This window comes from Pseudomonas sp. NFX98, assembly GCF_047784845.1.
Lineage (GTDB): Bacteria > Pseudomonadota > Gammaproteobacteria > Pseudomonadales > Pseudomonadaceae > Aquipseudomonas.
This window is the reverse complement of sequence record NZ_JBLNNF010000012.1, coordinates 121,009-145,914: the sequence shown is the minus strand read 5'-3', so window position 1 is coordinate 145,914 and position 24,906 is coordinate 121,009. Positions and strand designations below refer to the sequence as shown.

General features: G+C 57.9%; 23 protein-coding genes. 8 read left to right on the top strand and 15 right to left on the bottom strand.

Annotated features, from left to right (window positions below):
• Positions 1 to 398: 398 nt before the first annotated feature.
• The 5 genes from mnmE to rpmH all read right to left on the bottom strand — a co-directional run bounded on the left by mnmE (position 399) and on the right by rpmH (position 4,321).
• Positions 399 to 1,769: a tRNA uridine-5-carboxymethylaminomethyl(34) synthesis GTPase MnmE gene (gene mnmE, locus ACM110_RS17665; protein WP_416128774.1), complete on the bottom strand. Its 1,371-nt coding sequence runs from the start codon at positions 1,767 to 1,769 to the stop codon at positions 399 to 401.
• A 79-nt stretch (positions 1,770 to 1,848) separates the two neighbouring features.
• On the bottom strand, positions 1,849 to 3,528 hold the full coding sequence (gene yidC, locus ACM110_RS17660; protein WP_338583961.1) for a membrane protein insertase YidC: 1,680 nt from the start codon (positions 3,526 to 3,528) through the stop codon (positions 1,849 to 1,851).
• A gap of 2 nt (positions 3,529 to 3,530) precedes the next feature.
• Positions 3,531 to 3,776, bottom strand: coding sequence for a membrane protein insertion efficiency factor YidD (gene yidD, locus ACM110_RS17655; protein WP_010207715.1), 246 nt, complete (start codon positions 3,774 to 3,776; stop codon positions 3,531 to 3,533).
• The gene (rnpA, locus tag ACM110_RS17650) at positions 3,769 to 4,170 is read right to left on the bottom strand and encodes a ribonuclease P protein component (protein WP_197677877.1); all 402 of its coding nucleotides are present in this window, start codon (positions 4,168 to 4,170) and stop codon (positions 3,769 to 3,771) included. The genes yidD and rnpA overlap by 8 nt, the downstream gene beginning before the upstream one ends.
• 16 nt (positions 4,171 to 4,186) lie before the next feature.
• Complete coding sequence (gene rpmH, locus ACM110_RS17645) at positions 4,187 to 4,321, bottom strand: 50S ribosomal protein L34 (RefSeq protein WP_003213577.1); 135 nt, start codon at positions 4,319 to 4,321, stop codon at positions 4,187 to 4,189.
• Positions 4,322 to 4,889: 568 nt separating this feature from the next.
• Between rpmH and dnaA the strand changes: the two genes are divergently transcribed.
• Genes dnaA through gyrB form a run of 4 tightly spaced genes read left to right on the top strand, consistent with a single transcriptional unit; the run spans position 4,890 to position 11,109 of the window.
• Positions 4,890 to 6,419: a chromosomal replication initiator protein DnaA gene (dnaA, locus tag ACM110_RS17640; protein WP_416128773.1), complete on the top strand. Its 1,530-nt coding sequence runs from the start codon at positions 4,890 to 4,892 to the stop codon at positions 6,417 to 6,419.
• A 39-nt stretch (positions 6,420 to 6,458) separates the two neighbouring features.
• Positions 6,459 to 7,562, top strand: a complete 1,104-nt coding sequence (gene dnaN, locus ACM110_RS17635) for a DNA polymerase III subunit beta (protein WP_338583963.1) — start codon at positions 6,459 to 6,461, stop codon at positions 7,560 to 7,562.
• Positions 7,563 to 7,582: 20 nt separating this feature from the next.
• The gene (recF, locus tag ACM110_RS17630; RefSeq protein WP_416128772.1) at positions 7,583 to 8,686 is read left to right on the top strand and encodes a DNA replication/repair protein RecF; all 1,104 of its coding nucleotides are present in this window, start codon (positions 7,583 to 7,585) and stop codon (positions 8,684 to 8,686) included.
• 5 nt (positions 8,687 to 8,691) lie between these two features.
• The gene (gene gyrB, locus ACM110_RS17625; RefSeq protein WP_223489412.1) at positions 8,692 to 11,109 is read left to right on the top strand and encodes a DNA topoisomerase (ATP-hydrolyzing) subunit B; all 2,418 of its coding nucleotides are present in this window, start codon (positions 8,692 to 8,694) and stop codon (positions 11,107 to 11,109) included.
• Between the two features lie 80 nt (positions 11,110 to 11,189).
• On the opposite strand, the gene ACM110_RS17620 is transcribed toward gyrB, so the two are convergent.
• Positions 11,190 to 11,909: a response regulator transcription factor gene (locus tag ACM110_RS17620; RefSeq protein ID WP_416128771.1), complete on the bottom strand. Its 720-nt coding sequence runs from the start codon at positions 11,907 to 11,909 to the stop codon at positions 11,190 to 11,192.
• A gap of 175 nt (positions 11,910 to 12,084) precedes the next feature.
• On the opposite strand from ACM110_RS17620, the gene ACM110_RS17615 reads away from it, so the two are divergent.
• Positions 12,085 to 13,617 (top strand): ATP-binding protein, encoded by a 1,533-nt coding sequence (locus ACM110_RS17615; protein ID WP_416128770.1) that lies wholly within the window; start codon positions 12,085 to 12,087, stop codon positions 13,615 to 13,617.
• Between the two features lie 179 nt (positions 13,618 to 13,796).
• Here the strand turns inward: ACM110_RS17615 and ACM110_RS17610 are convergent, their stop codons facing one another.
• From ACM110_RS17610 to glyQ, 4 genes are all read right to left on the bottom strand, one after another.
• Positions 13,797 to 14,576: a lysophospholipid acyltransferase family protein gene (locus tag ACM110_RS17610; RefSeq protein ID WP_416128769.1), complete on the bottom strand. Its 780-nt coding sequence runs from the start codon at positions 14,574 to 14,576 to the stop codon at positions 13,797 to 13,799.
• 67 nt (positions 14,577 to 14,643) lie between these two features.
• Positions 14,644 to 15,177: a D-glycero-beta-D-manno-heptose 1,7-bisphosphate 7-phosphatase gene (gene gmhB / locus ACM110_RS17605; RefSeq protein ID WP_416128768.1), complete on the bottom strand. Its 534-nt coding sequence runs from the start codon at positions 15,175 to 15,177 to the stop codon at positions 14,644 to 14,646.
• A gap of 6 nt (positions 15,178 to 15,183) precedes the next feature.
• Entirely contained in the window at positions 15,184 to 17,238 is a 2,055-nt protein-coding gene (glyS, locus tag ACM110_RS17600; RefSeq protein WP_338583969.1) for a glycine--tRNA ligase subunit beta, read from the bottom strand.
• Positions 17,235 to 18,188, bottom strand: coding sequence for a glycine--tRNA ligase subunit alpha (gene glyQ, locus ACM110_RS17595; protein ID WP_003213601.1), 954 nt, complete (start codon positions 18,186 to 18,188; stop codon positions 17,235 to 17,237). Before glyQ ends, glyS begins: the two co-directional genes overlap by 4 nt.
• A gap of 81 nt (positions 18,189 to 18,269) precedes the next feature.
• On the opposite strand from glyQ, the gene tag reads away from it, so the two are divergent.
• From tag to ACM110_RS17580, 3 genes are all read left to right on the top strand, one after another.
• Positions 18,270 to 18,827, top strand: coding sequence for a DNA-3-methyladenine glycosylase I (gene tag, locus ACM110_RS17590; RefSeq protein WP_416128767.1), 558 nt, complete (start codon positions 18,270 to 18,272; stop codon positions 18,825 to 18,827).
• 40 nt (positions 18,828 to 18,867) lie between these two features.
• Entirely contained in the window at positions 18,868 to 19,755 is an 888-nt protein-coding gene (locus ACM110_RS17585) for a lysophospholipid acyltransferase (RefSeq protein WP_338583971.1), read from the top strand.
• 71 nt (positions 19,756 to 19,826) lie between these two features.
• Complete coding sequence (locus tag ACM110_RS17580) at positions 19,827 to 20,066, top strand: PilZ domain-containing protein (protein WP_416128766.1); 240 nt, start codon at positions 19,827 to 19,829, stop codon at positions 20,064 to 20,066.
• Here ACM110_RS17580 and ACM110_RS17575 read toward each other — a convergent pair.
• The 5 genes from ACM110_RS17575 to def all read right to left on the bottom strand — a co-directional run bounded on the left by ACM110_RS17575 (position 20,057) and on the right by def (position 24,744).
• Positions 20,057 to 20,377, bottom strand: coding sequence for a tetratricopeptide repeat protein (locus ACM110_RS17575; protein WP_416128822.1), 321 nt, complete (start codon positions 20,375 to 20,377; stop codon positions 20,057 to 20,059). The genes ACM110_RS17580 and ACM110_RS17575 overlap by 10 nt on opposite strands.
• A 138-nt stretch (positions 20,378 to 20,515) precedes the next feature.
• Positions 20,516 to 21,892 (bottom strand): Trk system potassium transporter TrkA, encoded by a 1,377-nt coding sequence (gene trkA, locus ACM110_RS17570; protein WP_338583973.1) that lies wholly within the window; start codon positions 21,890 to 21,892, stop codon positions 20,516 to 20,518.
• Between the two features lie 21 nt (positions 21,893 to 21,913).
• Entirely contained in the window at positions 21,914 to 23,224 is a 1,311-nt protein-coding gene (rsmB, locus tag ACM110_RS17565) for a 16S rRNA (cytosine(967)-C(5))-methyltransferase RsmB (RefSeq protein ID WP_416128765.1), read from the bottom strand.
• A complete protein-coding gene (fmt, locus tag ACM110_RS17560) occupies positions 23,221 to 24,180 on the bottom strand; it encodes a methionyl-tRNA formyltransferase (protein WP_416128764.1) in 960 nt (319 codons plus the stop codon). Before fmt ends, rsmB begins: the two co-directional genes overlap by 4 nt.
• Positions 24,181 to 24,237: 57 nt before the next feature.
• Complete coding sequence (gene def, locus ACM110_RS17555) at positions 24,238 to 24,744, bottom strand: peptide deformylase (RefSeq protein WP_007969867.1); 507 nt, start codon at positions 24,742 to 24,744, stop codon at positions 24,238 to 24,240.
• Positions 24,745 to 24,906: the final 162 nt, after the last annotated feature.

Here is a 24,906-nt window from a genome sequence, read left to right as displayed (position 1 = left end):
AAAAAGAGAGAAATTTATTAAATCTTTGTTTTTATGTTTATTTCTACTGAGGCACATTTCTGTGGATAGATTGCTACAGGCCTTAATTTACGATATGTACAGAGATTCAAAACCCTGTGACCATGTGCCAATGAGGCCCTTGGATAACCGGTCTAAGCCTGTGGATGAAAGAGGTGGTTATCCACAGAGGCAGTTATGTTCAGTTTTAAGGCCCTGTTATCAACTGCCCTTAGCCGCGGTTATTCACAGGGCTTAATCCACAGAAAAGCGCCAGGGGAACAAAATCCGGACACAAAAAAACGCCAGGCAGACAGAATCCGCATAGCGTTCGAGTACTGGTTTCAGAAAGATGGAGGCAGACAGGCCACGAAAGGCCTGTCTGTGGAACTGCGGAAGGACTATTTACCGATGCAGAAACTGGAGAAAATTCGCCCCAAAAGGTCATCGGAGCTAAATGCACCGGTGATTTCCCCCAGCGATTGCTGTGCCTGTCGCAGATCCTCGGCCAACAGTTCGCCGGCTCCGGCCTGGGTCAGTTGGGCACGGCCGTGTTCCAGGGAGTCGCTGGCATGGCGCAAGGCTTCCAGGTGACGTCTGCGTGCGCTGAAGCTGCTTTCGGACGTCTGTTCATAACCCATGCAGGCTTTCAGATGTTCGCGCAGTAGCTCAAGACCAACGCCGCCAGACTTCGCGCTCAGGCTGATGGTGACATGACCATCCTCGCTGACTTCCAGAGCAATGGCTTCACCCGTAAGGTCTGCCTTGTTGCGGATAAGCGTGACTTTGGCAGGATCTGGACGGGTTTCGAGGAATTCCGGCCACAAGGCGAACGGGTCAAGCGCTTCAGGAGCAGTGGCATCCACAACCAACAGCACGCGATCGGCCTCGCCAATCGCTTTCAATGCCCGTTCGACGCCAATCTTTTCCACATGATCATCGGTGTCACGTAAGCCAGCGGTGTCGACGACGTGCAGCGGCATGCCGTCAATGTGGATATGTTCGCGCAGGACATCGCGGGTCGTGCCGGCAATCTCGGTCACAATCGCGGCTTCCCGCCCGGCCAGCGCATTGAGCAAACTGGATTTGCCGGCATTCGGACGGCCGGTAATCACCACCGTCATGCCATCGCGCAACAAAGCACCCTGCCCGGCTTCGCGCATGACGGTGGATAACTCATCACGAACCTTGTCGAGCATGCTGAGCACGTGGCCATCAGCGAGGAAGTCGATTTCTTCTTCCGGAAAGTCGATTGCGGCTTCGACATAAATCCGCAGACCGATCAGTTGCTCCGTGAGGTTATGCACACGTGTGGAAAATGCGCCTTGCAAGGAGCGCAGTGCATTTCGGGCTGCCTGTGCAGAGCTGGCTTCGATCAGGTCGGCGATGGCTTCGGCCTGCGCCAGGTCGAGTTTGTCATTGAGAAATGCACGTTCACTGAATTCCCCCGGTCGGGCGAGACGGCAACCCAGTCCAAGGCAGCGTTGAAGCAACATATCCAGGACGATCGGACCGCCATGACCCTGTAATTCCAATACATCTTCGCCGGTAAAGGAATTGGGTCCAGGAAAATACAATGCGATGCCTTGATCGAGCACCTCGTCGTTTTCACCGAGGAACGGACCGTAGTGAGCGAAACGCGGCTTGAGTTCGCGACCGCTGAAGGCCTTGGCTGCAACGCTGGCCAACGGCCCGGAAATACGAACGATGCCGACACCGCCGCGACCTTGAGCGGTGGCGACGGCGGCGATGGTTTCACGAGGAGCGCTCATAAACCGGTATCCATACAAAAGTGACAGATAGCAAAACGCCCCACTAGGGGGCGTTTTGAGTGGTTATCCACAGTGTAAATCAGGCAGCTGCTTTGGTAGCCGCTTCGATCTTACGAGTGATGTACCACTGTTGTGCGATCGACAGGCAGTTGTTCACTACCCAGTACAGCACCAGACCGGCCGGGAACCACAGGAAGAAGAAGGTGAAGATGATTGGCATCATTTTCATGACCTTCGCTTGCATCGGATCCGGAGGAGTCGGGTTCAGCTGCTGCTGGATGAACATGGTTGCGCCCATGATGATCGGCAGAATGAAGAACGGATCCTTGATCGACAGGTCAGTGATCCACAGCATGAACGGCGCTTGACGCATTTCAACGCTTTCCAGCAGAACCCAGTACAAGGACAGGAAAACCGGCATCTGCACGAGGATTGGCAAGCAACCACCCAGCGGATTGATCTTCTCTTTCTTGTACAGCTCCATCATGGCTTGCGACATTTTCTGCCGGTCGTCGCCATGTTGCTCTTTCAGCGCGGCCAGTTTCGGCGCCACTGCACGCATGCGCGCCATGGATTTGTAGCTGGCAGCCGACAGCGGGAAGAAGATCCCTTTGATCAGCATGGTCAGGAAGATGATCGACCAGCCCCAGTTACCCACAAGAGCGTGAATATGTTGCAACAACCAGAAGATCGGTTGAGCGATGAACCACAGAATGCCGTAGTCGACAGTCAGTTCCAGACCTGGGGACAACTCTTTCAGCACCGCCTGGCTTTTCGGACCGGCGTACAGAATGGCGCTGGTTTCAGCCTTGGCACCCGGCGCAACGGTCAGTGAAGGGCCGGTGTAGCCGATAATGTAGTTGCCTTTGCTGTCTTTACGGGTCTGGACGACATTGTTCTCGCCCTTTTCCGGAATCCACGCAGTCACGAAGTAGTGTTGCAGCCAGGCAACCCAACCACCGGTGACGGTTTCTTTCAGCGCGGCCTTGTCCATGTCCTTCATGGACACTTTCTTGTACGGCTCCGAACTTGTCCACAGGGCGGCGCCCAGGTAAGTCGCGGTCCCGGTGGCGGTGCTGGAAGAAGGATCGGAGCTGGCGTCACGCTTCAATTGCGCGAACATTGCACCGGACCAGGGCTGAGCGCTCTGGTTGTCGATCAGGTAGGAAACGGTTACGTCATACAAACCACGTTTCAGGGTGAAACGCTTGATGTAGTTGACGCCGTCCTTGCTGAACTTCAGGTCCACGACCAATTGGTCTTGGCCGTCAGCCAGTTGATAAATTTTCTTCTCCGAGGAGTAAACCGGACGACCGGCAGGACTTGCGTCCGGGCCGTTGGTGCCGATCAAGCCACTCTGAGCCAGATAAGTGCGCTCGTTGCCGTTGTCGAACAACTGGAACGGAATTTCCGGATGGTCCTGGCGACGTGGATACAGCGGCAGTTTCAGCTGTGCAACATCACCACCTTGTGGATCGATGGCCAGATCGAGCACATCCGTTTTGATCTGGATGAGGTCGGTGCTCGCCGCTACCGGAGTTTCGGCAGGTGCGCTGGTATCGTTTGCGGCGTGTGGAATGTCGTCACTGACGGACGCTTTATTGCCAGTTGCCGTATCCGGGAGGCCCGGGGCGGTCGTACTGGAAGCAACATTCTGAGTCGGCAAGGCAGCCTGGCCATAGTCCTGGTTCCATTTAAGAACCATAACGTAGGACACGATTGCCAGGGCGACGATCAGGATCGTGCGTTTGATATCCATGATTACTCGGCCATCGAAGAAGAACGGGAGGTAGGGATAGGTGGAACCGGGTCATAACCACCGGGATTCCACGGATGACAGCGACCTAAACGACGAAAGGTCAGCCAGCCACCGCGTAGAAGGCCATGATTTTCGATGGCTTCCAACGCGTAGCAGGAACAACTGGGGTAGAAACGACAGTGACTGGCCATCAGGGGACTAATGGCATAGCGGTAAAACTGGATCGGAACGAGTGCCAGTTTACGCATCTGGACTGTCTACCCCTACAGTTTCGGTTTTGACTGCTGGTACCGGCGTGCTGCGTGCCAGACGCTTCCAGAGTTTGCCGAAATGCTGAATCAATTCGGGGTTTTCTACGTCCCCCAAACCTTTGCGCGCGACGATAACAATGTCCCAGCCGACCAGTAAATCCTGGTTCAGGCGAAACGATTCGCGCATCAGACGTTTGAGGCGATTGCGCTCGACGGAGAGCTTTACGCTCTTTTTCCCGATAACCAACCCGAGACGGGGGTGATCAAGATCGTTGTTGCGCGCAAGGAGCAGGAGATTTTTCCCCGGAACCTTGCCGGTAGGGGAGTCAAAGACTGCCTTGAAATGCCGGGGGGTAAGCAGACGCTTTTCCCGACTGAAGTCCTGACTCACCTCCAGTGCCGGCTTATCAAACTGCCAGACGCGCACGACCTTTGGCGCGACGACGCGACAGAACGGCACGACCGTTCTTGGTAGCCATGCGAGCACGGAAACCGTGGGTACGAGCGCGTTTGATAGTGCTTGGTTGGAAAGTACGTTTCATTGTCGTGTTACCTGGTTCGTCCACAACGGGCCGGAATGGCCCCCGTTTTAAGAGACCGGGGATTCTAGAGAAAGCAAGCCTCTAGGTCAATTTCCAACCAACGTTTCCTTATAAATAGATCTCCGGACGTTTTGGCCGGGCATCGGTCATTCGCTAAATATAAAAATAAAGAAGGAAAGTATTTAAAGCTTTTCTGTAAAGCTTATAAAAGCTAGGGACACGTTCTTCTGTGGATAAGTACATCTAGCCCTTTGATTACGTGATGTACAGAGAATGACAACTACAGTGGAAAACCGTGTTAAGCCTGTGCTGCGCTGTCGGAAAACCTGTGTGTGAAAGGTCGGTTTATCCACAGGCAGGTTATCCACCGAGTTTCACCCCCAGTTGTGCAATGAGCTTAACCACGGTTATCCACAGAGCTTATACACAGACCATTGGTCGTCTTTTTTGCGTATAAAACGGTGATTCTTCTTGGTCGATGAGCCACCTACGTGTGGATAAGTCAGCGTCTGGTCGCTACAATGGCCGCTTGTTTTTGCCTCACCGGCTTTCAACTTAGGGGATATCCGTGTCAGTGGAACTTTGGCAGCAGTGCGTGGAGCTTTTGCGCGATGAGCTGCCTGCCCAACAATTCAACACTTGGATCCGTCCACTACAGGTCGAAGCCGAAGGCGACGAGTTGCGTGTCTACGCGCCCAATCGTTTTGTCCTGGACTGGGTCAACGAGAAGTACCTGGGCCGCGTCCTGGAATTGCTCGATGAACATGGCAATGGGATGGCGCCAGCGCTTTCCTTATTAATAGGCAGCAAACGCAGCTCAGCGCCGCGTGCCGCGCCGAATGCTCCGTTGGCTGCTGCCGCGGCTGCGTCCCAGGTTCAGGCAACGTCGGCACCGGTCAGTGCTCCGGCGCAAGCATCGGTCGCCGCACCCAGCAAGCGCGCAACGCAAAAAGTCGCAGAGGTCATTGAAGAAGAGCCGTCGCGAGACAGTTTCGACCCAATGGCTGGCGCCAGCTCGCAGCAGGCTCCCATTCGCTCCGAACAACGCACCGTGCAGGTAGAAGGCGCGCTCAAGCACACTAGCTATCTGAACCGCACCTTTACCTTCGAAAACTTCGTCGAGGGCAAGTCCAACCAACTGGCCCGGGCTGCGGCCTGGCAAGTGGCGGACAACCCAAAGCACGGTTACAACCCGCTCTTCCTTTATGGTGGCGTGGGTCTGGGTAAAACCCACTTGATGCATGCTGTGGGTAACCATCTATTAAAGAAGAACCCGAACGCCAAGGTTGTGTACCTGCATTCCGAGCGTTTTGTGGCCGACATGGTCAAGGCCTTGCAGCTGAACGCGATCAACGAGTTCAAGCGTTTCTACCGTTCGGTAGACGCCTTGCTCATCGATGACATTCAGTTCTTCGCCCGCAAGGAGCGTTCTCAGGAAGAGTTCTTCCACACCTTCAACGCCCTGCTTGAAGGTGGCCAGCAAGTCATTCTCACCAGTGACCGCTATCCGAAAGAAATCGAAGGCCTTGAAGAGCGCCTGAAATCCCGCTTCGGTTGGGGTCTGACGGTAGCCGTCGAGCCGCCGGAGCTGGAGACTCGTGTCGCGATCCTGATGAAGAAGGCCGACCAGGCCAAAGTCGACCTGCCCCATGACGCGGCGTTCTTCATTGCCCAGCGCATTCGCTCCAACGTCCGCGAACTGGAAGGCGCGCTAAAACGCGTGATCGCTCACTCGCACTTCATGGGCCGCGACATCACCATCGAGTTGATTCGCGAATCCCTGAAGGACCTGTTGGCGTTGCAAGATAAACTGGTCTCTGTGGATAACATTCAGCGCACCGTCGCCGAGTACTACAAGATCAAGATCTCCGATTTGCTGTCCAAACGCCGTTCGCGTTCGGTTGCCCGTCCGCGTCAGGTCGCCATGGCATTGTCCAAGGAATTGACCAACCACAGCTTGCCGGAAATCGGCGACGTGTTTGGCGGACGAGACCACACGACGGTTTTGCACGCCTGCCGCAAGATCAATGAACTTAAGGAATCCGACGCGGACATCCGCGAGGACTACAAGAACCTGCTGCGTACACTGACCACTTGATGCACACCAGCGCAGCTTATTAAGGCAAGGGACTAGACCATGCATTTCACCATTCAACGCGAAGCCCTGTTGAAACCCCTGCAACTGGTCGCAGGCGTCGTCGAGCGCCGACAGACCTTGCCGGTGCTCTCCAACGTGCTGCTGGTTGTCGAAGGCCAGCAATTGTCGCTGACCGGTACCGACCTGGAAGTCGAGCTGGTCGGTCGTGTTCAGCTCGAAGAGCCTGCCGAGCCGGGTTCCATCACTGTGCCTGCGCGCAAACTGATGGACATCTGCAAAAGCTTGCCGGGCGATGCGCTGATCGACATCAAGGTCGACGAACAGAAACTCGTAGTGAAGGCCGGCCGTAGCCGCTTCACCTTATCGACCTTGCCGGCCAATGATTTCCCTACTGTAGAAGAAGGTCCGGGATCGCTGACTTGCAGTCTCGAGCAAAGCAAGCTGCGCCGTTTGATCGAGCGCACCAGCTTCGCCATGGCTCAGCAGGACGTGCGTTACTACCTCAACGGCATGTTGCTGGAAGTTTCTGCCGGGATCATCCGTGCCGTGGCCACCGACGGTCACCGCTTGGCGATGTGTTCCATGCAAGCCGATATCGGTCAGCCGGATCGCCACCAGGTCATCGTGCCGCGCAAAGGTATTCTGGAGCTGGCACGTCTGCTGACCGAACCGGATGGCAACGTCAGCATCGTGCTGGGTCAGCACCACATTCGCGCCACCACCGGCGAATTTACCTTCACCTCGAAACTGGTAGACGGCAAATTCCCGGACTACGAGCGCGTTCTGCCGAAGGGCGGTGACAAGCTGGTACTTGGCGACCGTCAGGCGTTGCGCGAAGCCTTCAGCCGTACCGCGATCCTGTCCAACGAGAAATACCGTGGTATCCGCCTGCAATTGGCCAATGGTCAGCTGAAGATCCAGGCAAACAACCCGGAGCAGGAAGAAGCGGAAGAAGAAGTGGGTGTTGAATACAACGGCGGCTCCCTGGAAATCGGCTTCAACGTGAGCTACCTGCTCGACGTGCTGGGCGTGATGACCACTGAGCAGGTTCGCCTGATCCTGTCCGACTCCAACAGCAGTGCGCTGGTGCAAGAGTCCGACAACGACGACTCGGCTTACGTTGTCATGCCGATGCGTCTGTAATCATGTTCAGCGGAAGCTAGATGTCCTTAAGTCGCGTCTCGGTCACCGCGGTGCGCAATCTGCACCCGGTGACCTTCTCCCCCTCCCCCCGAATCAACATTCTTTACGGCGCCAACGGCAGCGGCAAAACCAGTGTTCTGGAAGCCATTCATCTGCTGGGGCTTGCCCGTTCGTTTCGCAGCGCCCGCCTGTTGCCGGTCATTCAATACGAGCAATTGGCATGCACGGTGTTTGGCCAAGTCGAGTTGGCGGAGGGTGGGCACAGCGCACTCGGTATTTCGCGAGACCGCCAAGGGGAGTTCCAAATCCGCATTGACGGGCAAAACGCCCGTAGCGCCGCGCAATTAGCGGAAATCCTGCCATTGCAGCTGATCAACCCAGACAGCTTTCGCTTGTTGGAGGGCGCGCCGAAAATTCGCCGGCAGTTTCTCGACTGGGGTGTGTTCCACGTGGAACCACGCTTCATGTCCACATGGCAACGCTTGCAGAAGGCCCTGCGCCAGAGAAACTCTTGGCTGCGGCATGGTACACTTGACGCCGTTTCGCAAGCGGTTTGGGACAGGGAACTGTGCCAGGCCAGCGCTGAAATCGATGAATACCGCCGCGCTTATATCAAAGCCTTGAAGCCAGTCTTTGAACAGACCTTGAGCGAACTGGTTGAGCTTGAGGGCTTAACGCTCAGCTATTACCGAGGTTGGGACAAAGACCGTGAGTTGAGCGCAGTGCTCGCCGGGTCCCTTCAGCGGGATCAGCAAATGGGTCATACCCAGGCCGGACCACAACGTGCTGATTTGCGCCTCAGATTGGGCGCACACAATGCCGCGGATATCTTGTCTCGTGGACAGCAGAAGTTAGTGGTCTGCGCATTGAGGATTGCCCAAGGGCACTTGGTAAGCCAGGCCCGACGCGGTCAGTGTATTTATCTGGTGGATGACTTGCCGTCCGAACTTGACGAGCAACACCGCCGTGCGCTTTGCCGCTTGCTGGAAGACTTACGCTGCCAGGTGTTTATCACCTGTGTAGATCACGAATTATTGAGGGAAGGCTGGCAGACGGAAACGCCAGTCGCTCTGTTCCACGTGGAACAGGGCCGTATCACCCAGACCCACGACCATCGGGAGTGAAGGCATTGAGCGAAGAAAATACGTACGACTCAACGAGCATTAAAGTGCTGAAAGGCCTGGATGCCGTACGCAAACGTCCCGGTATGTACATTGGTGACACCGACGATGGCAGCGGTCTGCACCACATGGTGTTCGAAGTGGTCGATAACTCGATCGACGAAGCTCTCGCCGGCCACTGCGACGACATCAGCATCATCATTCACCCGGATGAATCCATCACCGTTCGCGACAACGGCCGTGGCATCCCGGTAGACGTGCACAAAGAAGAAGGCGTTTCGGCAGCCGAGGTCATCATGACCGTGCTGCACGCCGGCGGTAAGTTCGACGATAACTCCTACAAAGTATCCGGCGGTCTGCACGGTGTAGGTGTGTCGGTGGTGAACGCACTGTCAAAAGAACTGGTCCTGACCGTTCGTCGCAGCGGCAAAATCTGGGAACAGACCTACGTCCACGGTGTTCCACAAGAACCGATGAAAATCGTTGGTGAGAGTGAAACTACCGGTACCCAGATTCACTTCAAGCCGTCGGCCGAGACGTTCAAGAACATCCATTTCAGCTGGGACATCCTGGCCAAGCGGATTCGTGAACTGTCCTTCCTCAACTCCGGTGTTGGCATCGTCCTTAAGGATGAGCGCAGCGGTAAGGAAGAGTTGTTCAAATACGAAGGCGGCCTGCGTGCGTTCGTTGAATACCTGAATACCAACAAGACTGCGGTCAACCAGGTGTTTCACTTCAACATTCAGCGTGAAGACGGCATTGGCGTGGAAATCGCCCTGCAGTGGAACGACAGCTTCAACGAGAACCTGTTGTGCTTCACCAACAACATTCCACAGCGCGATGGTGGTACTCACCTGGTGGGTTTCCGTTCCGCGCTGACGCGTAACCTGAACACCTACATTGAAGCTGAAGGCCTGGCGAAGAAACACAAGGTCGCGACCACCGGTGACGATGCCCGTGAAGGCCTGACCGCGATCATTTCGGTAAAAGTGCCGGATCCCAAGTTCAGCTCCCAGACTAAAGACAAGCTGGTTTCTTCCGAAGTGAAGACCGCGGTCGAACAGGAAATGGGTAAGTACTTCTCGGACTTCCTGCTGGAAAACCCGAACGAAGCCAAGCTGGTTGTTGGCAAGATGATCGACGCGGCCCGTGCCCGTGAAGCGGCGCGCAAGGCCCGTGAAATGACTCGCCGAAAAGGCGCGCTGGATATCGCTGGCCTGCCGGGCAAACTGGCTGACTGCCAGGAAAAAGACCCTGCCCTGTCCGAACTGTACCTCGTGGAAGGTGACTCTGCTGGTGGCTCCGCCAAGCAGGGACGCAACCGCCGGACCCAGGCTATCTTGCCGTTGAAGGGCAAGATTCTGAACGTCGAGAAGGCGCGCTTCGACAAGATGATCTCTTCGCAAGAAGTGGGCACTTTGATCACCGCGCTGGGCTGTGGCATCGGCCGCGACGAGTACAACATCGACAAGCTGCGTTACCACAACATCATCATCATGACCGATGCTGACGTCGACGGTTCACACATCCGTACCCTGCTGCTGACCTTCTTTTTCCGTCAGTTACCGGAGCTGATCGAGCGCGGTTACATCTATATCGCCCAACCGCCGCTGTACAAAGTCAAGAAAGGCAAGCAAGAGCAGTACATCAAAGACGACGACGCCATGGAAGAGTACATGACGCAGTCGGCCCTGGAAGACGCGAGCCTGCACCTGAACGAAGAAGCGCCGGGTATTTCCGGTGAAGCCCTTGAGCGTCTGGTCAATGACTTCCGCCTCGTGATGAAGACCCTCAAGCGTCTGTCACGCCTGTACCCACAGGAACTGACCGAGCACTTCATCTACCTGCCAGCGGTGAGCATGGAACAACTGTCCGACCACGCAGCGATGCAGGATTGGATGGCTCAGTTCGAAGTACGTCTACGCACCGTTGAGAAGTCCGGTCTGGTTTACAAAGCCAGCCTGCGCGAAGACCGTGAACGTAACGTCTGGCTGCCAGAAGTCGAGCTGATCTCTCACGGCCTGTCGAACTACATCACCTTCAACCGTGACTTCTTCGGCAGCAACGATTACAAGACTGTTGTGTCGTTGGGCGCTCAATTGAGCACCTTGCTGGACGAGGGCGCGTACATCCAGCGTGGCGAACGCAAGAAGCCGGTGACCGAGTTCAAGGAAGCCCTTGAATGGCTGATGGCTGAAAGCACCAAGCGTCACACCATCCAGCGATACAAAGGACTGGGTGAGATGAACCCGGACCAGCTGTGGGAAACCACCATGGACCCAAGCCAGCGCCGGATGCTCAAAGTGACCATCGAAGACGCCATTGGCGCAGACCAGATCTTCAACACCCTGATGGGTGATGCGGTCGAACCTCGTCGTGACTTCATCGAAAGCAACGCCCTGGCGGTTTCCAACCTGGACTTCTGATTCAGGCCTCCCGCCAAACGAAAAGGCCAACGCTCATGCGTTGGCCTTTTTTATTGTCGATGGATTAACGATCGACAGCCCTATTCGATCGTTGCAGCCACACTCTCCAACCGATACCCATATCCATAGATGGTCAGCAACTGCCAGCCACGGTCGGCGGTCAATCCCAGCTTATTGCGCAACCGGTAGATGTGGGTATCCAGAGGACGGGAAGAAACCATCTCTTCATGCGTCCAGAACCGTTGATAAAGATATTCGCGGGACAACGGCCGGCCCAGATTGGTGAACAGGCAGCGAGCCAGACGGTATTCCCGTTCTGTCATCACGATGGGGCTGCCGGCGCGATTGACGGTGAGTTCGGCATCGTCGAACACCAGGTCGTTGAAACTCAGCACTTCGGTTGCTGCGCTGCGTTGTTGACTGTGTCGGCGCAACACCGCAGCGACACGCGCTTTCAACTCATTGGGACGGAAGGGTTTGCTGACGTAGTCATCGGCTCCGGCATTCAAGGCCTGGACGATGTCGTTTTCGCCATCACGGCTGGTGAGCATGATGGCTGGGGGTGGGACTTCCATGTGTTCGCGGGTCCAGCGCAAGAGTTCTATTCCGCTGAGGTCCGGCAGCTGCCAGTCGAGGATCAACAGGTCGAAGGTGTTCCGACGCAGTTCCCGCAACAGGTCTTCTCCCCTCTCAAAGCTGTGCAGGGACCAGTCATCTTCCTCAGGCTGGCTCATCTGATGGAGAGTCTGTTCCACCCGGCGCAATTCAGCCGGTTCGTCGTCCAGTATCGCAACACGCATGTGCGGTGATTCCTTGGGCTCAGGGAGCATTCCGCTATGACTAGACAATAGCGACTAGCAGGGGAGAGTCAAAGCAAGCGGCTCGCCGTTGGTCGACGTCCGCTATGATTCTTCTCATCCATGTCCTCCTCAGACCAGTGGCCTATGAAACCATTCACCCTTCTCAGCCCTTTCCATGAATAGCCCGCGTTCCCACGAAAGTCGCGAACCGAGTCAGGTTCAGGGATTGTTTCGGCAGCTGGTGCGCGAATGGCTGTGGATAAGCCTGGTGCTGCTGCCATTGACCGCGCTGTTGTCATATCGCACGCAAATCAACCTGCGCGACGCAACGCCAAGCCTGAGCGCAGCGCTTTCGGTGCTGATGGTGATTTTCGTACTTGGGCTATTGCTGTGGCGTCCGCGTCTGGCGCTTTGGGTGACATTGCTGGGCATGGCTGCGGCGTTACTGACCAGCTTCGGTCTGGCAGAGTCGCGAAGGTGGTGGTCACCCACGCCCGCTGTGCTGGGCATACTGTTTGGATACTTGATCTGGAACTGGCGGCGACTGAGCGTAGTTTTGACCTATTTCGGCTGGGAACTGGCGCGCCTGGACAGCGAGCCGAAAGTATTTCCCGAGCGTCGCCGTGCACAGTTTTCCGGCGCCGACCACTTGCAGGGACAAATCATGGCCCTTGAGCAAGCCTTGAGTCGCACCCGCGACACCCGACGTTTTATCGCCGATGGGCTGGAATACCTACCGGTCGCTACCCTGATCAGTGATCCACGGGGCCGCATTCTATTGGGCAACCGCAACGCACGGGAGCTGTTCGGCAGCGATCTGGTTGGCGCCGATGTGCTTGATCAGTTGGCACAACTCGGTTATCCACGCATCAGCGGCGATTCAGCCCCGCAGTTATCCACCCTGCCGCTGCTGGAGTTTCGCGATCACAAGGAGCGCAGCCTGCGTTTGGAGCGCGCGGCGTTGCTGCCGGTAGATGGCGAGATGCCGATTGGTTGGCTGTTTAGCCTGACTGATCTGAGTGCTGAACGCGTCGCCGAAGAACAACGTGGCGTGTTATTGCGCTTTCTTTCGCATGACCTACGGGCGCCGCATTCGGCGATTCTCGCCTTGCTCGATGTGCATCGCCATCAAGTGGGGGGCAATACACAACTGTTCGACCAGATAGAACGGCAAGTGCGTCGTGCGCTGGACCTGACCGATGGTTTCGTCCAACTGGCGAAAGCCGAGTCCGAGGCGTATGAGTTCCAGCCGAGTCTGTTTGCGATGTTGGTGCTGGACGTATTGGATCAGGCATTGCCGATTGCCCAGCAGAAGCAGATCGAATTGCTTCAGCAGATTGATGAGCAAGCGCAGGAAACTTTGATCCTGGCCGATCAGGCTTTGCTGACCCGGGCACTATTCAATCTGCTGGAGAACGCGATCAAGTACAGCGCCAGCGGGACCTGCGTTCGTTTGCAGATCAAGTGCAGCGAGGGATGGCTGATCTGCGAATTGATCGACCAGGGCAAGGGCATCGCCGCAGAGGAATTACCTGCGCTGTTCACTCAATACCGACGCTTTTCCTCGGCTCAAGGCATCGATGGCGTGGGTTTGGGACTGTCGATGGTCAAGGCCGTGATGGATCGCCATGGCGGAAGAATCGAGTGCCGGAGCGTGGTGGGAAAAGGCACGTGTTTCAGTTTGCACTTCCCCTTGTTAGAAGAGTGAAACAACGGATCACGGGCATAAAAAAACCGGCTATATCTGCCGGTTTTTTTGCGCCCGAAAAAAACTTATGCACGTTTTCAGTATTTTTATCAGTTTAAGAAATATCTATGAAAATCATTAGGTTAGTAAATAATTACGCCGTTTTTACACTAAACGGTACACAGGTTATCCACAGAATCTCAGACAGCCACCTGATCGTTGGAAACAGGCGCTTGCGGCGCTGGTGGCAGCGAGCCCATTTCCCGTTGCATCTGCTCGTTCCAGGCCTGGACCCGATCGTTCAGATCGGCGATGGCGCGCGGTCCGCTACCTTCGGCATACATCGGTGCACCGATGATTACGGTGATGACGCCCTGCTTCTTCGCCCAACCGGTTTTCGGCCAGAACTTGCCGGCATTGTGTGCTACCGGCAGGACCGGTAGCTCGGCATTGACCGCCAATGCGGTTCCGCCTCGGGAAAACTTGCCGATGGTGCCATAAGGAACGCGCGTGCCTTCAGGAAAGATCAGCACCCAAACGTTGTCTTTAAGCAGTTCATCGCCCTTCTTTGCCACATGCTTGAGCGCTGCTTTCGGGTTGTCACGGTCGATGGCGATCGGTCGCAGCATGGCCATGGCCCAGCCAAAGAACGGTACAAACAGCAATGAGCGCTTGAGCACCTGGCTCAAAGGCTCGAAGTACGCCGAGAGGAAGAACGTTTCCCAGGTGCTTTGGTGGTTCGACTGAATCACGCAAGGCCGATCCGGTACATTTTCGGCGCCCTTCACTTCGTAGCGGATACCGAGGAACACCTTGCTCAGCCACAAGGCGCAACGGCACCAGTAGACGTTGATGAAGCGATAACGCGCCTTGAACGGCAGAAAGGGCGCGATAAAAAAACTCAGGCTGCACCACAGCAGGGAGCTGGTGCCCAGCAGCAGGTAAAAAAGAAAGGTCCTGATGGCCTGCAGTATCGACATGGCGACGTTTACCGTTACGGTTCAAGCGCACTCCCGAACATTCCTTGGTCAGGATTTCGAAAGAGCTCTAATTGTGGATAAGTTCTGCGGCAATCGCCGCCAGATCGTCGAAAATCAATGTGCCTACCGGGAGGGTCTTGCCCAAAGTCTTTTCGCCTTTCCCGGTCTTTACCAAAACTGGCTGAGAATCGACGGCTTTGGCGGCTTCCAGGTCACCGAGACTATCGCCGACGAACCATAGATTAGTCAGCGATACGTTGTAATGAGCGGCGATGTTTTTCAACATCCCGGGTTTTGGCTTGCGGCAATCGCAGCCATCGTCCGGCCCGTGCGGGCAGTAGACGACCAGGCCAACTTCACCGCCCTGCTCTGCCACCAGTGAGCGCAGGCGCTCGTGCATGGCGTCCAGAGTGGCGATGTCGTAATAGCCGCGAGCGATGCCCGACTGGTTGGTAGCGACCGCTACCGTCCAGCCGGCCTTGCTCAACTGCGCGATGGCTTCGATCGAACCGGGAAGTGGAATCCACTCCTCCACCGACTTGATGTAAGCGTCGGAGTCGTAATTGATCACTCCGTCCCGATCGAGAATCAGCAGTTTCAAACAGTCTTACCCCAGCAACGAAATATCGGCGACGCCGAGGAACAACCCACGCAGACGCGCCAGCAAGGCGTAACGGTTGGCGCGGACCTTGGCATCTTCCGCATTGACCATCACGGCTTCGAAGAACGCATCCACCGGCTCGCGCAGGGCAGCCAGGCGTGCCAGCGATTCGCTGTACTGACGCGCTGCAGCCATAGGCTGCACAGCCTGGTCTGCCTGCTGGATCGCCGAGTACAGGGAGAACTCGTTGGCATTATCGAAGTACTTGGCTTCCACGACCGTAGGCACCGAGCCTTCGACCTTGCTCAGCAGGTTCGACACACGCTTGTTCACAGCGGCCAGGGCAGCGGCTTCCGGCAACTTGCGGAACGCTTCTACCGCTTGCACGCGCTGGTCGAAGTCCAGGGCCGAACCCGGCTTCAGGGCACGTACCGACAGATAGGTCGCCACATCGACGCCTTCGTCTTCGTAACGGGCACGCAGACGGTCGAAGATGAATTCCAGCACCGAGTCGTTCAGGCCGGCAGCCTTGACCTTGGCACCGAACGCAGCGACGGCGAAAGCCACGGCGTCGTTCAGGTCCAGATCGAGTTGTTTCTCGATCAGGATGCGCAGTACGCCAAGTGCTGCACGGCGCAGGGCGTACGGGTCTTTGCTGCCGGTTGGCAGCATGCCGATGCCGAAGATGCCGACCAGGGTGTCGAGCTTGTCGGCGATGGCCACGGCCGCACCGGTCAGGGTGGACGGCAGTTCGGCGCCGGCACCGCGCGGCATGTACTGCTCGTTCAGCGCCAGTGCGACGTCTTCCGGCTCGCCATCGTTGAGGGCGTAGTAGTAACCGGCGACACCTTGCATCTCCGGGAACTCACCGACCATTTCGGTCGCCAGGTCGCACTTCGACAGCAGGCCTGCGCGAGCAGCCCACGAAGCGTTGCCGCCAATGCGCGCGGCGATGTAGGCGGCCAGTTTGGAAACGCGTTCGGCCTTGTCGTAGACGCTGCCGAGTTTTTCCTGGAACACCACGTTTTGCAGGCGCAGGTTGAAGTCTTCGAGTTTCTGCTTCTTGTCTTGCTTGAAGAAGAACTCGGCGTCGGTCAGGCGTGGGCGAACCACTTTCTCGTTACCGGCGATGATTTGCTGCGGGTCCTTGCTCTCGATGTTGGCCACGGTAATGAAACGTGGCAGCAACTTGCCGTCGGCATCCAGCAGGCAGAAGTACTTCTGGTTGTCCTGCATGGTGGTGATCAGCGCTTCTTGCGGCACGTCGAGGAAACGTTCCTCGAACGAGCACACCAGCGGCACTGGCCATTCGACCAGCGCAGTCACTTCGTCGAGCAGGGCCGGCGGCACGATCGCGGTGCCTTCCTGGCGGGTCGCCAGTTCTTCGGTGCGCTTGCTGATGATTTCGCGACGCTCGTTGGCATCGGCCAGTACATAAGCGGCACGCAGATCAGACAGGTAGCTCGACGGCGAACCGATGCGCACGTTTTCCGGATGATGGAAGCGGTGACCACGGGAATCGCGACCGGCCTTCTGGGCGAGGATGGTGCAGTCGACGACCTGGTCGCCGAGCAGCATGACCAGCCACTGGGTCGGACGCACGAACTCTTCCTTGCGAGCGCCCCAACGCATGCGTTTCGGGATCGGCAGGTCGTTCAGCGAATCTTCGACGATGGTCGGCAGCAGGCTCGCGGTCGGCTTGCCGGCGATGCTTTGGCTGTAGCGCAGTTTCGGGCCGCTCTGATCTATTTCGCTCAGGTCGACGCCGCACTTCTTGGCAAAGCCCAGTGCCGCTTGGGTCGGGTTGCCTTCGGCATCGAACGCGGCCTGACGTGGCGGGCCATCGAGGTTGATGCTGCGATCTGGCTGCTGGGTGGCCAGCGAGGTGATCAGCACGGCCAGTCGGCGCGGCGCGGCATAAACGGTTTTGGTCTCGTAGTTCAGGCCGGCAGCTTGCAGGCCCTTGTCGATACCGGCGAGAAACGCCTCGGCCAGCGTATTCAGGGCCTTGGGTGGCAGTTCTTCAGTGCCCAGTTCAACCAGGAAATCCAGAGCACTCATTGTGCAGCCTCCAGCTTGGCCAGTACTTCGTCACGCAGGTCCGGGGTCGCCATCGGGAAGCCCAGCTTGGCGCGAGCCAGCAGGTAGGCTTGCGCAACGGAACGCGCCAGGGTGCGCACACGCAGGATGTATTGCTGACGCGCAGTCACGGAAATCGCCCGGCGCGCATCCAGCAGGTTGAAGGTATGGGAGGCCTTCAACACCATTTCGTAGCTCGGCAACGGCAGCGGCTGGTCGAGTTCGATCAGGCGCTTGGCTTCGCTTTCGTAGAAATCGAACAGCTCGAACAGCTTCTCGACATTGGCGTGTTCGAAGTTGTAAGTGGACTGCTCCACTTCGTTCTGGTGGAACACGTCGCCGTAGGTCACTTTGCCGAACGGACCGTCAGCCCAGACAAGGTCGTAGACCGAGTCCACGCCTTGCAGGTACATGGCCAGACGCTCAAGACCGTAAGTGATCTCGCCGGTCACCGGGTAGCACTCGATGCCGCCCGCTTGCTGGAAGTAAGTGAACTGCGTCACTTCCATGCCGTTGAGCCAGACTTCCCAGCCCAGACCCCAGGCGCCGAGGGTCGGCGATTCCCAGTTGTCTTCGACGAAACGGATGTCGTGGACCAACGGGTCCAGACCGACGTGCTTGAGCGAGCCCAGGTACAGTTCCTGGAAGTTGTCCGGGTTCGGCTTCAGGACTACCTGGAACTGATAGTAGTGCTGCAGACGGTTCGGGTTTTCGCCGTAGCGGCCGTCAGTCGGACGACGGCTTGGCTGCACGTAGGCGGCGTTCCAGGTTTCCGGGCCAATGGCGCGCAGGAATGTTGCAGTGTGGAAAGTGCCGGCGCCTACTTCCATATCGTAGGGCTGAAGTACCACACAACCTTGCTCGGCCCAGTATTGCTGGAGGGCGAGGATCAAGTCTTGGAAGGTACGCACGGCTGGCGTAGGCTGGCTCACGAAATTCACCTGTTTCTTGGGCTGCGATTTAAAGAGCGGGAGTATACCCGATTCATTGCTGCGCACGCCCCCTGGAGCCTTATGCCACGCTGCTTTTGGTGTTCCGAAGATCCGCTGTACATGGCTTATCACGATCAGGAGTGGGGCACGCCGCTACGCGATGCGCAGGGTTTGTTCGAGTTGCTTTTGCTCGAAGGGTTCCAGGCCGGGCTGTCCTGGATCACTGTGCTGCGCAAACGTGAGCACTATCGTCAGGTGATGTTTGGCTTCGACGTGCAGCGCGTGGCGCAGATGAGCGATGCGGAAATCGATGAATTGATGCTCGATCCGGGCATCATCCGCAACCGCCTCAAGCTCAACGCCGCCCGCCGCAACGCCCAGGCCTGGCTGGCGCTGGAGGACCCGGTGGCGTTTCTCTGGTCCTTCGTCGGCGGTACGCCCGTGATCAATCATTTCAAGGATCGCAGCGAAGTCCCTGCCGTCACGCCGACCGCCGTGGAGATGAGCAAAGGTTTGAAAAAGGCCGGCTTCACGTTTGTCGGACCGACCATTTGCTACGCGTTGATGCAGGCCTCGGGCATGGTCATTGACCACACGCAGGATTGCGACCGCTACGCGCAGCTGGCGAACGGCGGTTAGAATGGCCGGTTCACGCACAGCACAAGATCAGGAGTGACCTGTGGATAAGTTTAAAGGCGCCTTGCTGGTAGGCGCTCTGCGGCTGTTTGCCCTGCTCCCGTGGCGGGCCGTGCAGGCCGTGGGCTCGGCGATTGGCTGGATGATGTGGAAATTCCCCAACCGTTCCCGCGACGTGGTGCGGATCAATCTGTCCAAATGCTTTCCGGACATGGACCCTGCCGAGCGCGAACGTCTGGTAGGCCAGAGTCTGAAGGACATCGGCAAGTCCCTGACCGAAAGCGCCTGCGCCTGGATCTGGCCGGCCCAGCGTTCCATCGATCTGGTGCGCGAAGTCGAAGGTCTCGATGTATTGAAAGACGCCCTCGCCTCCGGCAAAGGCGTGGTCGGCATCACCAGCCACCTGGGCAACTGGGAAGTGCTCAACCACTTCTATTGCAGCCAGTGCAAACCGATCATTTTCTACCGCCCACCAAAATTGAAGGCGGTCGACGAGTTGCTGCAAAAGCAGCGGGTACAGCTTGGCAACAAAGTGGCCGCGTCCACCAAGGAAGGCATCCTCAGCGTCATCAAGGAAGTGCGCAAAGGTGGTGCAGTGGGCATTCCCGCTGACCCGGAACCAGCCGAATCCGCCGGGATCTTCGTGCCGTTCTTCGCCACTCAAGCGCTGACCAGCAAGTTCGTACCGAACATGCTCGCCGGCGGTAAAGCGGTCGGCGTGTTCCTGCATGCGCTGCGCCTGCCGGATGGCTCTGGGTATAAGGTGATTCTGGAAGCCGCGCCCGAAGCCATGTACAGCACCGACACCGCCGAATCCTGTGCAGCCATGAGTAAAGTGGTCGAGCGCTATGTGCGGGCGTATCCAAGCCAGTACATGTGGAGCATGAAGCGCTTCAAGAAGCGTCCACCGGGTGAAGAACGCTGGTATTGAGTTGGTTGGCATGATCTGTGGATAACCTTGACTCGAGGTTATCCACAACCGTTCATTCAAGGGCGCAGTAGATGTCCGAACATCGCAAATCATTTCGCATCAAGATTACACACGAAAGCCTTGGCGAATGCTTGGGCCAGACGCGCAATCTTTCGACCACGGGTGTCTACGTCAAACATCCGGCATTGTCCTCTCTACCCAGAGGCGCGGTGGTCTACGGTCAGGTTCAGGACTTACCCACAGGCGCGCCGCAAGTGCGTATGGAAGTGGTGCAGGTGGACGCCGAGGGTATCGGTTTGCGTTATCTCTGATCAGCGCGATCAAGCTTCTTCAGAAACACCATCATTTCCTTCTCTGCCTGCTTGTCGCCATGGTTGCGGGCGGCTTCCAGACCCTGCTCCCAGGCCAGGCGCGCGGCTGCATGATTCGCCAGCGCCAGATGGGCCTTGCCCAGTAGTTTCCACGCCGCTGAATACTTCGGATCGATCTCGACGCAGCGCTGGAAATGCTCGGCAGCCTTGGCATTTTCACCCTGATCCAGATAACCCTTGCCCAGGCCGAAGCGCAGCAATGAGTTATCCACACCCTTGGCGAGCATTTTTTCCAGGGATTCGATCATCAATTTTTCCTTCAAGTGATAGGGCAACCTCGAGATTGCTATCGCGGGCAAGCCTTGCTCCTACAGATTCGAGTCGTTCGACGCTTGTGTGTACGACCCAGTCCTGTAGGAGCAAGGCTTGCCCGCGATGAGGCCCTTGGATCAGAAGAAGCTCAGCCCCACATGGAACAGCTTCTCCACATCGCGAATATGCTTTTTATCCACAAGGAACAAAATCACATGGTCGCCGGTTTCGATCACGGTGTCGTCATGGGCGATAATCACTTCTTCGTCGCGAATGATCGCACCGATGGTGGTGCCCGGCGGCAGGCCGATGTTCTCGATGGCCTTGCCGATGACCTTGCTGGATTTTGAATCGCCGTGGGCAATGGCCTCGATGGCCTCCGCCGCGCCCCGGCGTAGTGAGTGCACGCTGACGATATCGCCACGGCGCACGTGGGCCAGCAAGGTGCCGATGGTCGCCAGTTGCGGGCTGATGGCGATGTCGATGTCGCCGCCCTGGATCAGATCGACGTAGGCCGGGTTGTTGATGATGGTCATCACCTTCTTCGCACCCAGACGCTTGGCCAGCAGCGACGACATGATGTTGGCTTCGTCATCGTTGGTCAGGGCCAGGAACAGGTCGGCGTCGGCGATGTTCTCTTCCAGCAGCAGGTCACGATCCGAGGCGCTGCCCTGCAACACCACGGTGCTGTCGAGGTGGTCCGAGAGATGGCGGCAACGTGCCGGGTTCATCTCGATGATCTTCACCTGGTAACGGCTTTCGATGGCCTCGGCCAGACGTTCACCGATCTGCCCGCCACCGGCGATGACGATGCGTTTGTAGGTCTCGTCGAGGCGACGCATTTCGCTCATCACTGCGCGAATGTTCGCTTTGGCGGCGATGAAAAATACTTCGTCGTCGGCCTCGATCACCGTATCGCCTTGCGGCAGGATCGGCCGGTCGCGACGGAAAATCGCCGCGACGCGGGTTTCGACGTTCGGCATGTGCTCGCGCAACTGCCGCAGCTGCTGGCCCACCAACGGCCCGCCGTAGTAAGCCCGCACCGCCACCAGTTGCGCCTTGCCTTCGGCGAAGTCGATCACCTGCAAGGCGCCCGGATGCTGGATCAGGCGCTTGATGTAGTTGGTCACCACTTGTTCCGGGCTGATCAGCACGTCCACCGGAATCGCTTCGTTCTGGAACAGCTGTTCTTCGCGGGTCAGGTACGCGGCTTCGCGAACCCGGGCGATTTTGGTCGGGGTGTGGAACAAGGTGTGGGCGACCTGACAAGCAACCATGTTGGTTTCATCGCTGTTGGTCACGGCGACCAGCATGTCGGCGTCATCGGCCCCGGCTTGGCGCAGCACGGTCGGGAACGAGCCGCGACCTTGTACGGTGCGGATATCCAGCCGATCGCCGAGATCACGCAGGCGTTCGCCATCGGTGTCGACCACGGTGATGTCGTTGGCCTCGCTGGCCAAATGTTCCGCCAGCGAACCGCCGACCTGCCCTGCGCCGAGGATGATGATTTTCATCCAGTCACTCCCTTAAACCGGTTAACCGCGCGCGGCGGCAATCTTGATCAGCTTGGCGTAGTAGAACCCGTCGTGGCCGCCTTCCTGGGCCAGCAACTGGCGACCATGGGGCTGCTTGATGCCGGCCGCCGTGGCGAGGTCCAGTTCACGGGCGCCCGGTGTGCGGGCGAGAAAGGCTTCGATGACTTCGGTGTTCTCGGTCGGCAATGTGGAGCACGTGGCGTAGAGCAGAATGCCGCCCACTTCCAGAGTTATCCACATGGCGTCGAGCAGCTCGCCTTGCAGCACGGCGAGTGCGGCAATGTCGTCGGGTTGGCGGGTCAGCTTGATGTCCGGGTGACGGCGAATCACGCCGGTGGCCGAGCATGGCGCGTCGAGCAGGATGCGCTGGAACGGTTTGCCATCCCACCATGCCTGGGTGTCGCGGCCGTCGGCGGCAATCAGTTCGGCGCTCAGTTTCAGGCGTTCGAGGTTCTCGCGGACTCGCACCAGACGCTTGGCTTCCAGGTCCACCGCCACCACGCCGGCCAGTTTTGGTTCGGCTTCGAGGATGTGGCAAGTCTTGCCACCCGGTGCACAGCAGGCGTCGAGTACTCGCTGGTCCGGCGCCAGATCAAGCAGATCGGCGGCCAGTTGCGCAGCTTCGTCCTGCACGCTGATCCAGCCTTCGGCGAAACCCGGCAGGCTGCGCACGTCGGCGGCGGCTTCGAGGACGATGCCGTCGCGGCTGTAGACGCACGGTGTGGCGGCGATGCCAGCGTCGGTCAGCAAGCCGAGATAAGCATCGCGGCTGTGATGACGGCGGTTGACCCGCAGGATCATCGGCGGATGCGCGTTGTTCGCCGCGCAGATGGCTTCCCATTGCTCTGGCCAGAATGCTTTCAGGGATTTTTGCAGCCAGCGCGGGTGGGCGGTGCGCACCACGGGATCGCGTTCCAGTTCGGCGAAAATCGTTTCGCTTTCGCGCTGAGCGTTACGCAGCACAGCGTTGAGCAAGGCTTTGGCCCAAGGTTTTTTAAGCTTGTCGGCACAACCGACAGTCTCACCGATAGCGGCATGGGCCGGGACACGGGTGTAGAGCAATTGGTAGAGGCCAACCAGCAGCAGCGCCTCGACATCGGCGTCGGCAGCCTTGAATGGTTTTTGCAGCAACTTGGCCGCCAGCGCCGACAAACGCGGCTGCCAGCGAGCGGTGCCGAACGCCAGATCCTGGGTGAAACCGCGATCACGGTCCTCGACCTTGTCCAGTTGCGTGGGTAGCGAGCTGTTGAGCGAAGCTTTTCCGTTCAGGACAGCGGCGAGTGCCTTGGCGGCGGCCAGACGCGGGTTCATTGAGCGTCCGCCGCTTGACCGAGCACGGTTCCGGTGGCGAATTTCTCACGACGGCTGTTGAACAGGTCAGCGAAGTTCAGCGCCTTGCCGCCGGGCAATTGCAGGCGAGTCAGGCACAAAGCCTGTTCGCCGCAAGCGACGATCAGGCCGTCCTTGCTGGCGCTGAGGATTTCACCGGGTGCGCCTTTGTCTTCGGCCAGGTTCGCCGCCAGCACCTTCAGGGCTTCGCCGTTCAGCGTGCTGTGGGTAATCGGCCACGGGTTGAAGGCGCGGACCAGATGCTCCAGCTCAACCGCCGGGCGAGTCCAGTCGATGCGCGCTTCTTCCTTGTTCAATTTGTGCGCGTAGGTGGCGAGGCTGTCGTCCTGCACTTCGCCTTCCAGCGTCCCGGCAGCGAGGCCGGCAATCGCCTGAACTACCGCCGGTGGACCCATTTCGGCCAGACGGTCGTGGAGGCTGCCGCCAGTGTCTTCGGCGCTGATCGGCGTGGTGACTTTCAGCAGCATCGGCCCGGTATCCAGGCCTGCTTCCATGCGCATCACGGTCACGCCACTTTCAGCGTCGCCCGCTTCCACGGCACGCTGGATCGGCGCCGCACCGCGCCAGCGCGGCAGCAGCGAAGCATGGCTGTTGATGCAACCCAGGCGCGGAATATCCAGTACGACTTGCGGCAGGATCAGGCCGTAGGCGACCACCACCATCAAGTCCGGCTTAAGCGCCGCGAGTTCAGCCTGAGCATCTTCGTTGCGCAGGGTTGGCGGTTGCAGCACCGGGATATTGTTTTCCAGGGCCAACTGCTTGACCGGGCTCGGCATCAGTTTTTGCCCGCGACCGGCCGGACGATCCGGTTGGGTGTAGACCGCGACGATCTCGTAAGGGCTGCTCAGCAGGGCCTTGAGGTGTTCGGCGGCGAATTCCGGGGTGCCGGCAAAGACAATGCGCAGTGGCTCAGTCATTCATGAAGTCTCTTGAAAAGAAAAAGGCTTGCCGCAGCAAGCCTTTGAAGATGGGCATCAAGCGTTCTGGCGATGAAGCTTTTCCAGTTTCTTCTTGATGCGGTCGCGTTTGAGCGTGGACAGGTAATCGACGAACAATTTGCCATTGAGGTGGTCGCATTCGTGCTGGATGCACACCGCGAGCAAATCTTCGGCGATCAGTTCGTAAGGCTTGCCGTCGCGGTCCAGCGCCTTGACCTTGACCCGTTGCGGGCGATCGACGTTTTCATAGAAGCCCGGCACGGAAAGGCAGCCTTCCTGATACTGGCCCATGTCGTCGGTCAGCGGTTCGAGCTCGGGGTTGATGAACACTCGCGGCTCGGTGCGGTCTTCGGAAAGGTCCATCACGACGATACGTTTGTGCACGTTGACCTGGGTCGCGGCGAGGCCGATGCCCGGTGCCTCATACATTGTTTCAAACATGTCGTCGACCAACTGACGCACTTCGTCGTCCACTACGGCCACCGGTTTGGCGATAGTGCGCAGGCGCGGGTCAGGGAATTCGAGGATGTTCAAAATGGCCATAAGCTTGATGACTGCACGTGTGAAGTAAGGTCGGGGCGGTGGCCTGGCGGGTCCGAAGATGCAGGCTACCTTTGTAAAACGTAGCTCCCTTCTCTTCATAAGCAAGCCGGGAGCGAGCCACTGACGGCTCTGGCGTTTCACGCGAACGTACATAATAAAGGG

Excerpts from the sequence above, each read along its gene's own strand:
- mnmE (WP_416128774.1), bottom strand. The coding sequence starts at position 1,769 with ATGAGCGCTCCTCGTGAAACCATCGCCGCCGTCGCCACCGCTCAAGGT.
- yidC (WP_338583961.1), bottom strand. The coding sequence starts at position 3,528 with ATGGATATCAAACGCACGATCCTGATCGTCGCCCTGGCAATCGTGTCC.
- yidD (WP_010207715.1), bottom strand. The coding sequence starts at position 3,776 with ATGCGTAAACTGGCACTCGTTCCGATCCAGTTTTACCGCTATGCCATT.
- rpmH (WP_003213577.1), bottom strand. The coding sequence starts at position 4,321 with ATGAAACGTACTTTCCAACCAAGCACTATCAAACGCGCTCGTACCCAC.
- dnaN (WP_338583963.1), top strand. The coding sequence starts at position 6,459 with ATGCATTTCACCATTCAACGCGAAGCCCTGTTGAAACCCCTGCAACTG.
- recF (WP_416128772.1), top strand. The coding sequence starts at position 7,583 with ATGTCCTTAAGTCGCGTCTCGGTCACCGCGGTGCGCAATCTGCACCCG.
- ACM110_RS17620 (WP_416128771.1), bottom strand. The coding sequence starts at position 11,909 with ATGCGTGTTGCGATACTGGACGACGAACCGGCTGAATTGCGCCGGGTG.
- ACM110_RS17615 (WP_416128770.1), top strand. The coding sequence starts at position 12,085 with ATGAATAGCCCGCGTTCCCACGAAAGTCGCGAACCGAGTCAGGTTCAG.
- ACM110_RS17610 (WP_416128769.1), bottom strand. The coding sequence starts at position 14,576 with ATGTCGATACTGCAGGCCATCAGGACCTTTCTTTTTTACCTGCTGCTG.
- glyS (WP_338583969.1), bottom strand. The coding sequence starts at position 17,238 with ATGAGTGCTCTGGATTTCCTGGTTGAACTGGGCACTGAAGAACTGCCA.
- tag (WP_416128767.1), top strand. The coding sequence starts at position 18,270 with ATGCCACGCTGCTTTTGGTGTTCCGAAGATCCGCTGTACATGGCTTAT.
- ACM110_RS17580 (WP_416128766.1), top strand. The coding sequence starts at position 19,827 with ATGTCCGAACATCGCAAATCATTTCGCATCAAGATTACACACGAAAGC.
- trkA (WP_338583973.1), bottom strand. The coding sequence starts at position 21,892 with ATGAAAATCATCATCCTCGGCGCAGGGCAGGTCGGCGGTTCGCTGGCG.
- rsmB (WP_416128765.1), bottom strand. The coding sequence starts at position 23,224 with ATGAACCCGCGTCTGGCCGCCGCCAAGGCACTCGCCGCTGTCCTGAAC.
- fmt (WP_416128764.1), bottom strand. The coding sequence starts at position 24,180 with ATGACTGAGCCACTGCGCATTGTCTTTGCCGGCACCCCGGAATTCGCC.
- def (WP_007969867.1), bottom strand. The coding sequence starts at position 24,744 with ATGGCCATTTTGAACATCCTCGAATTCCCTGACCCGCGCCTGCGCACT.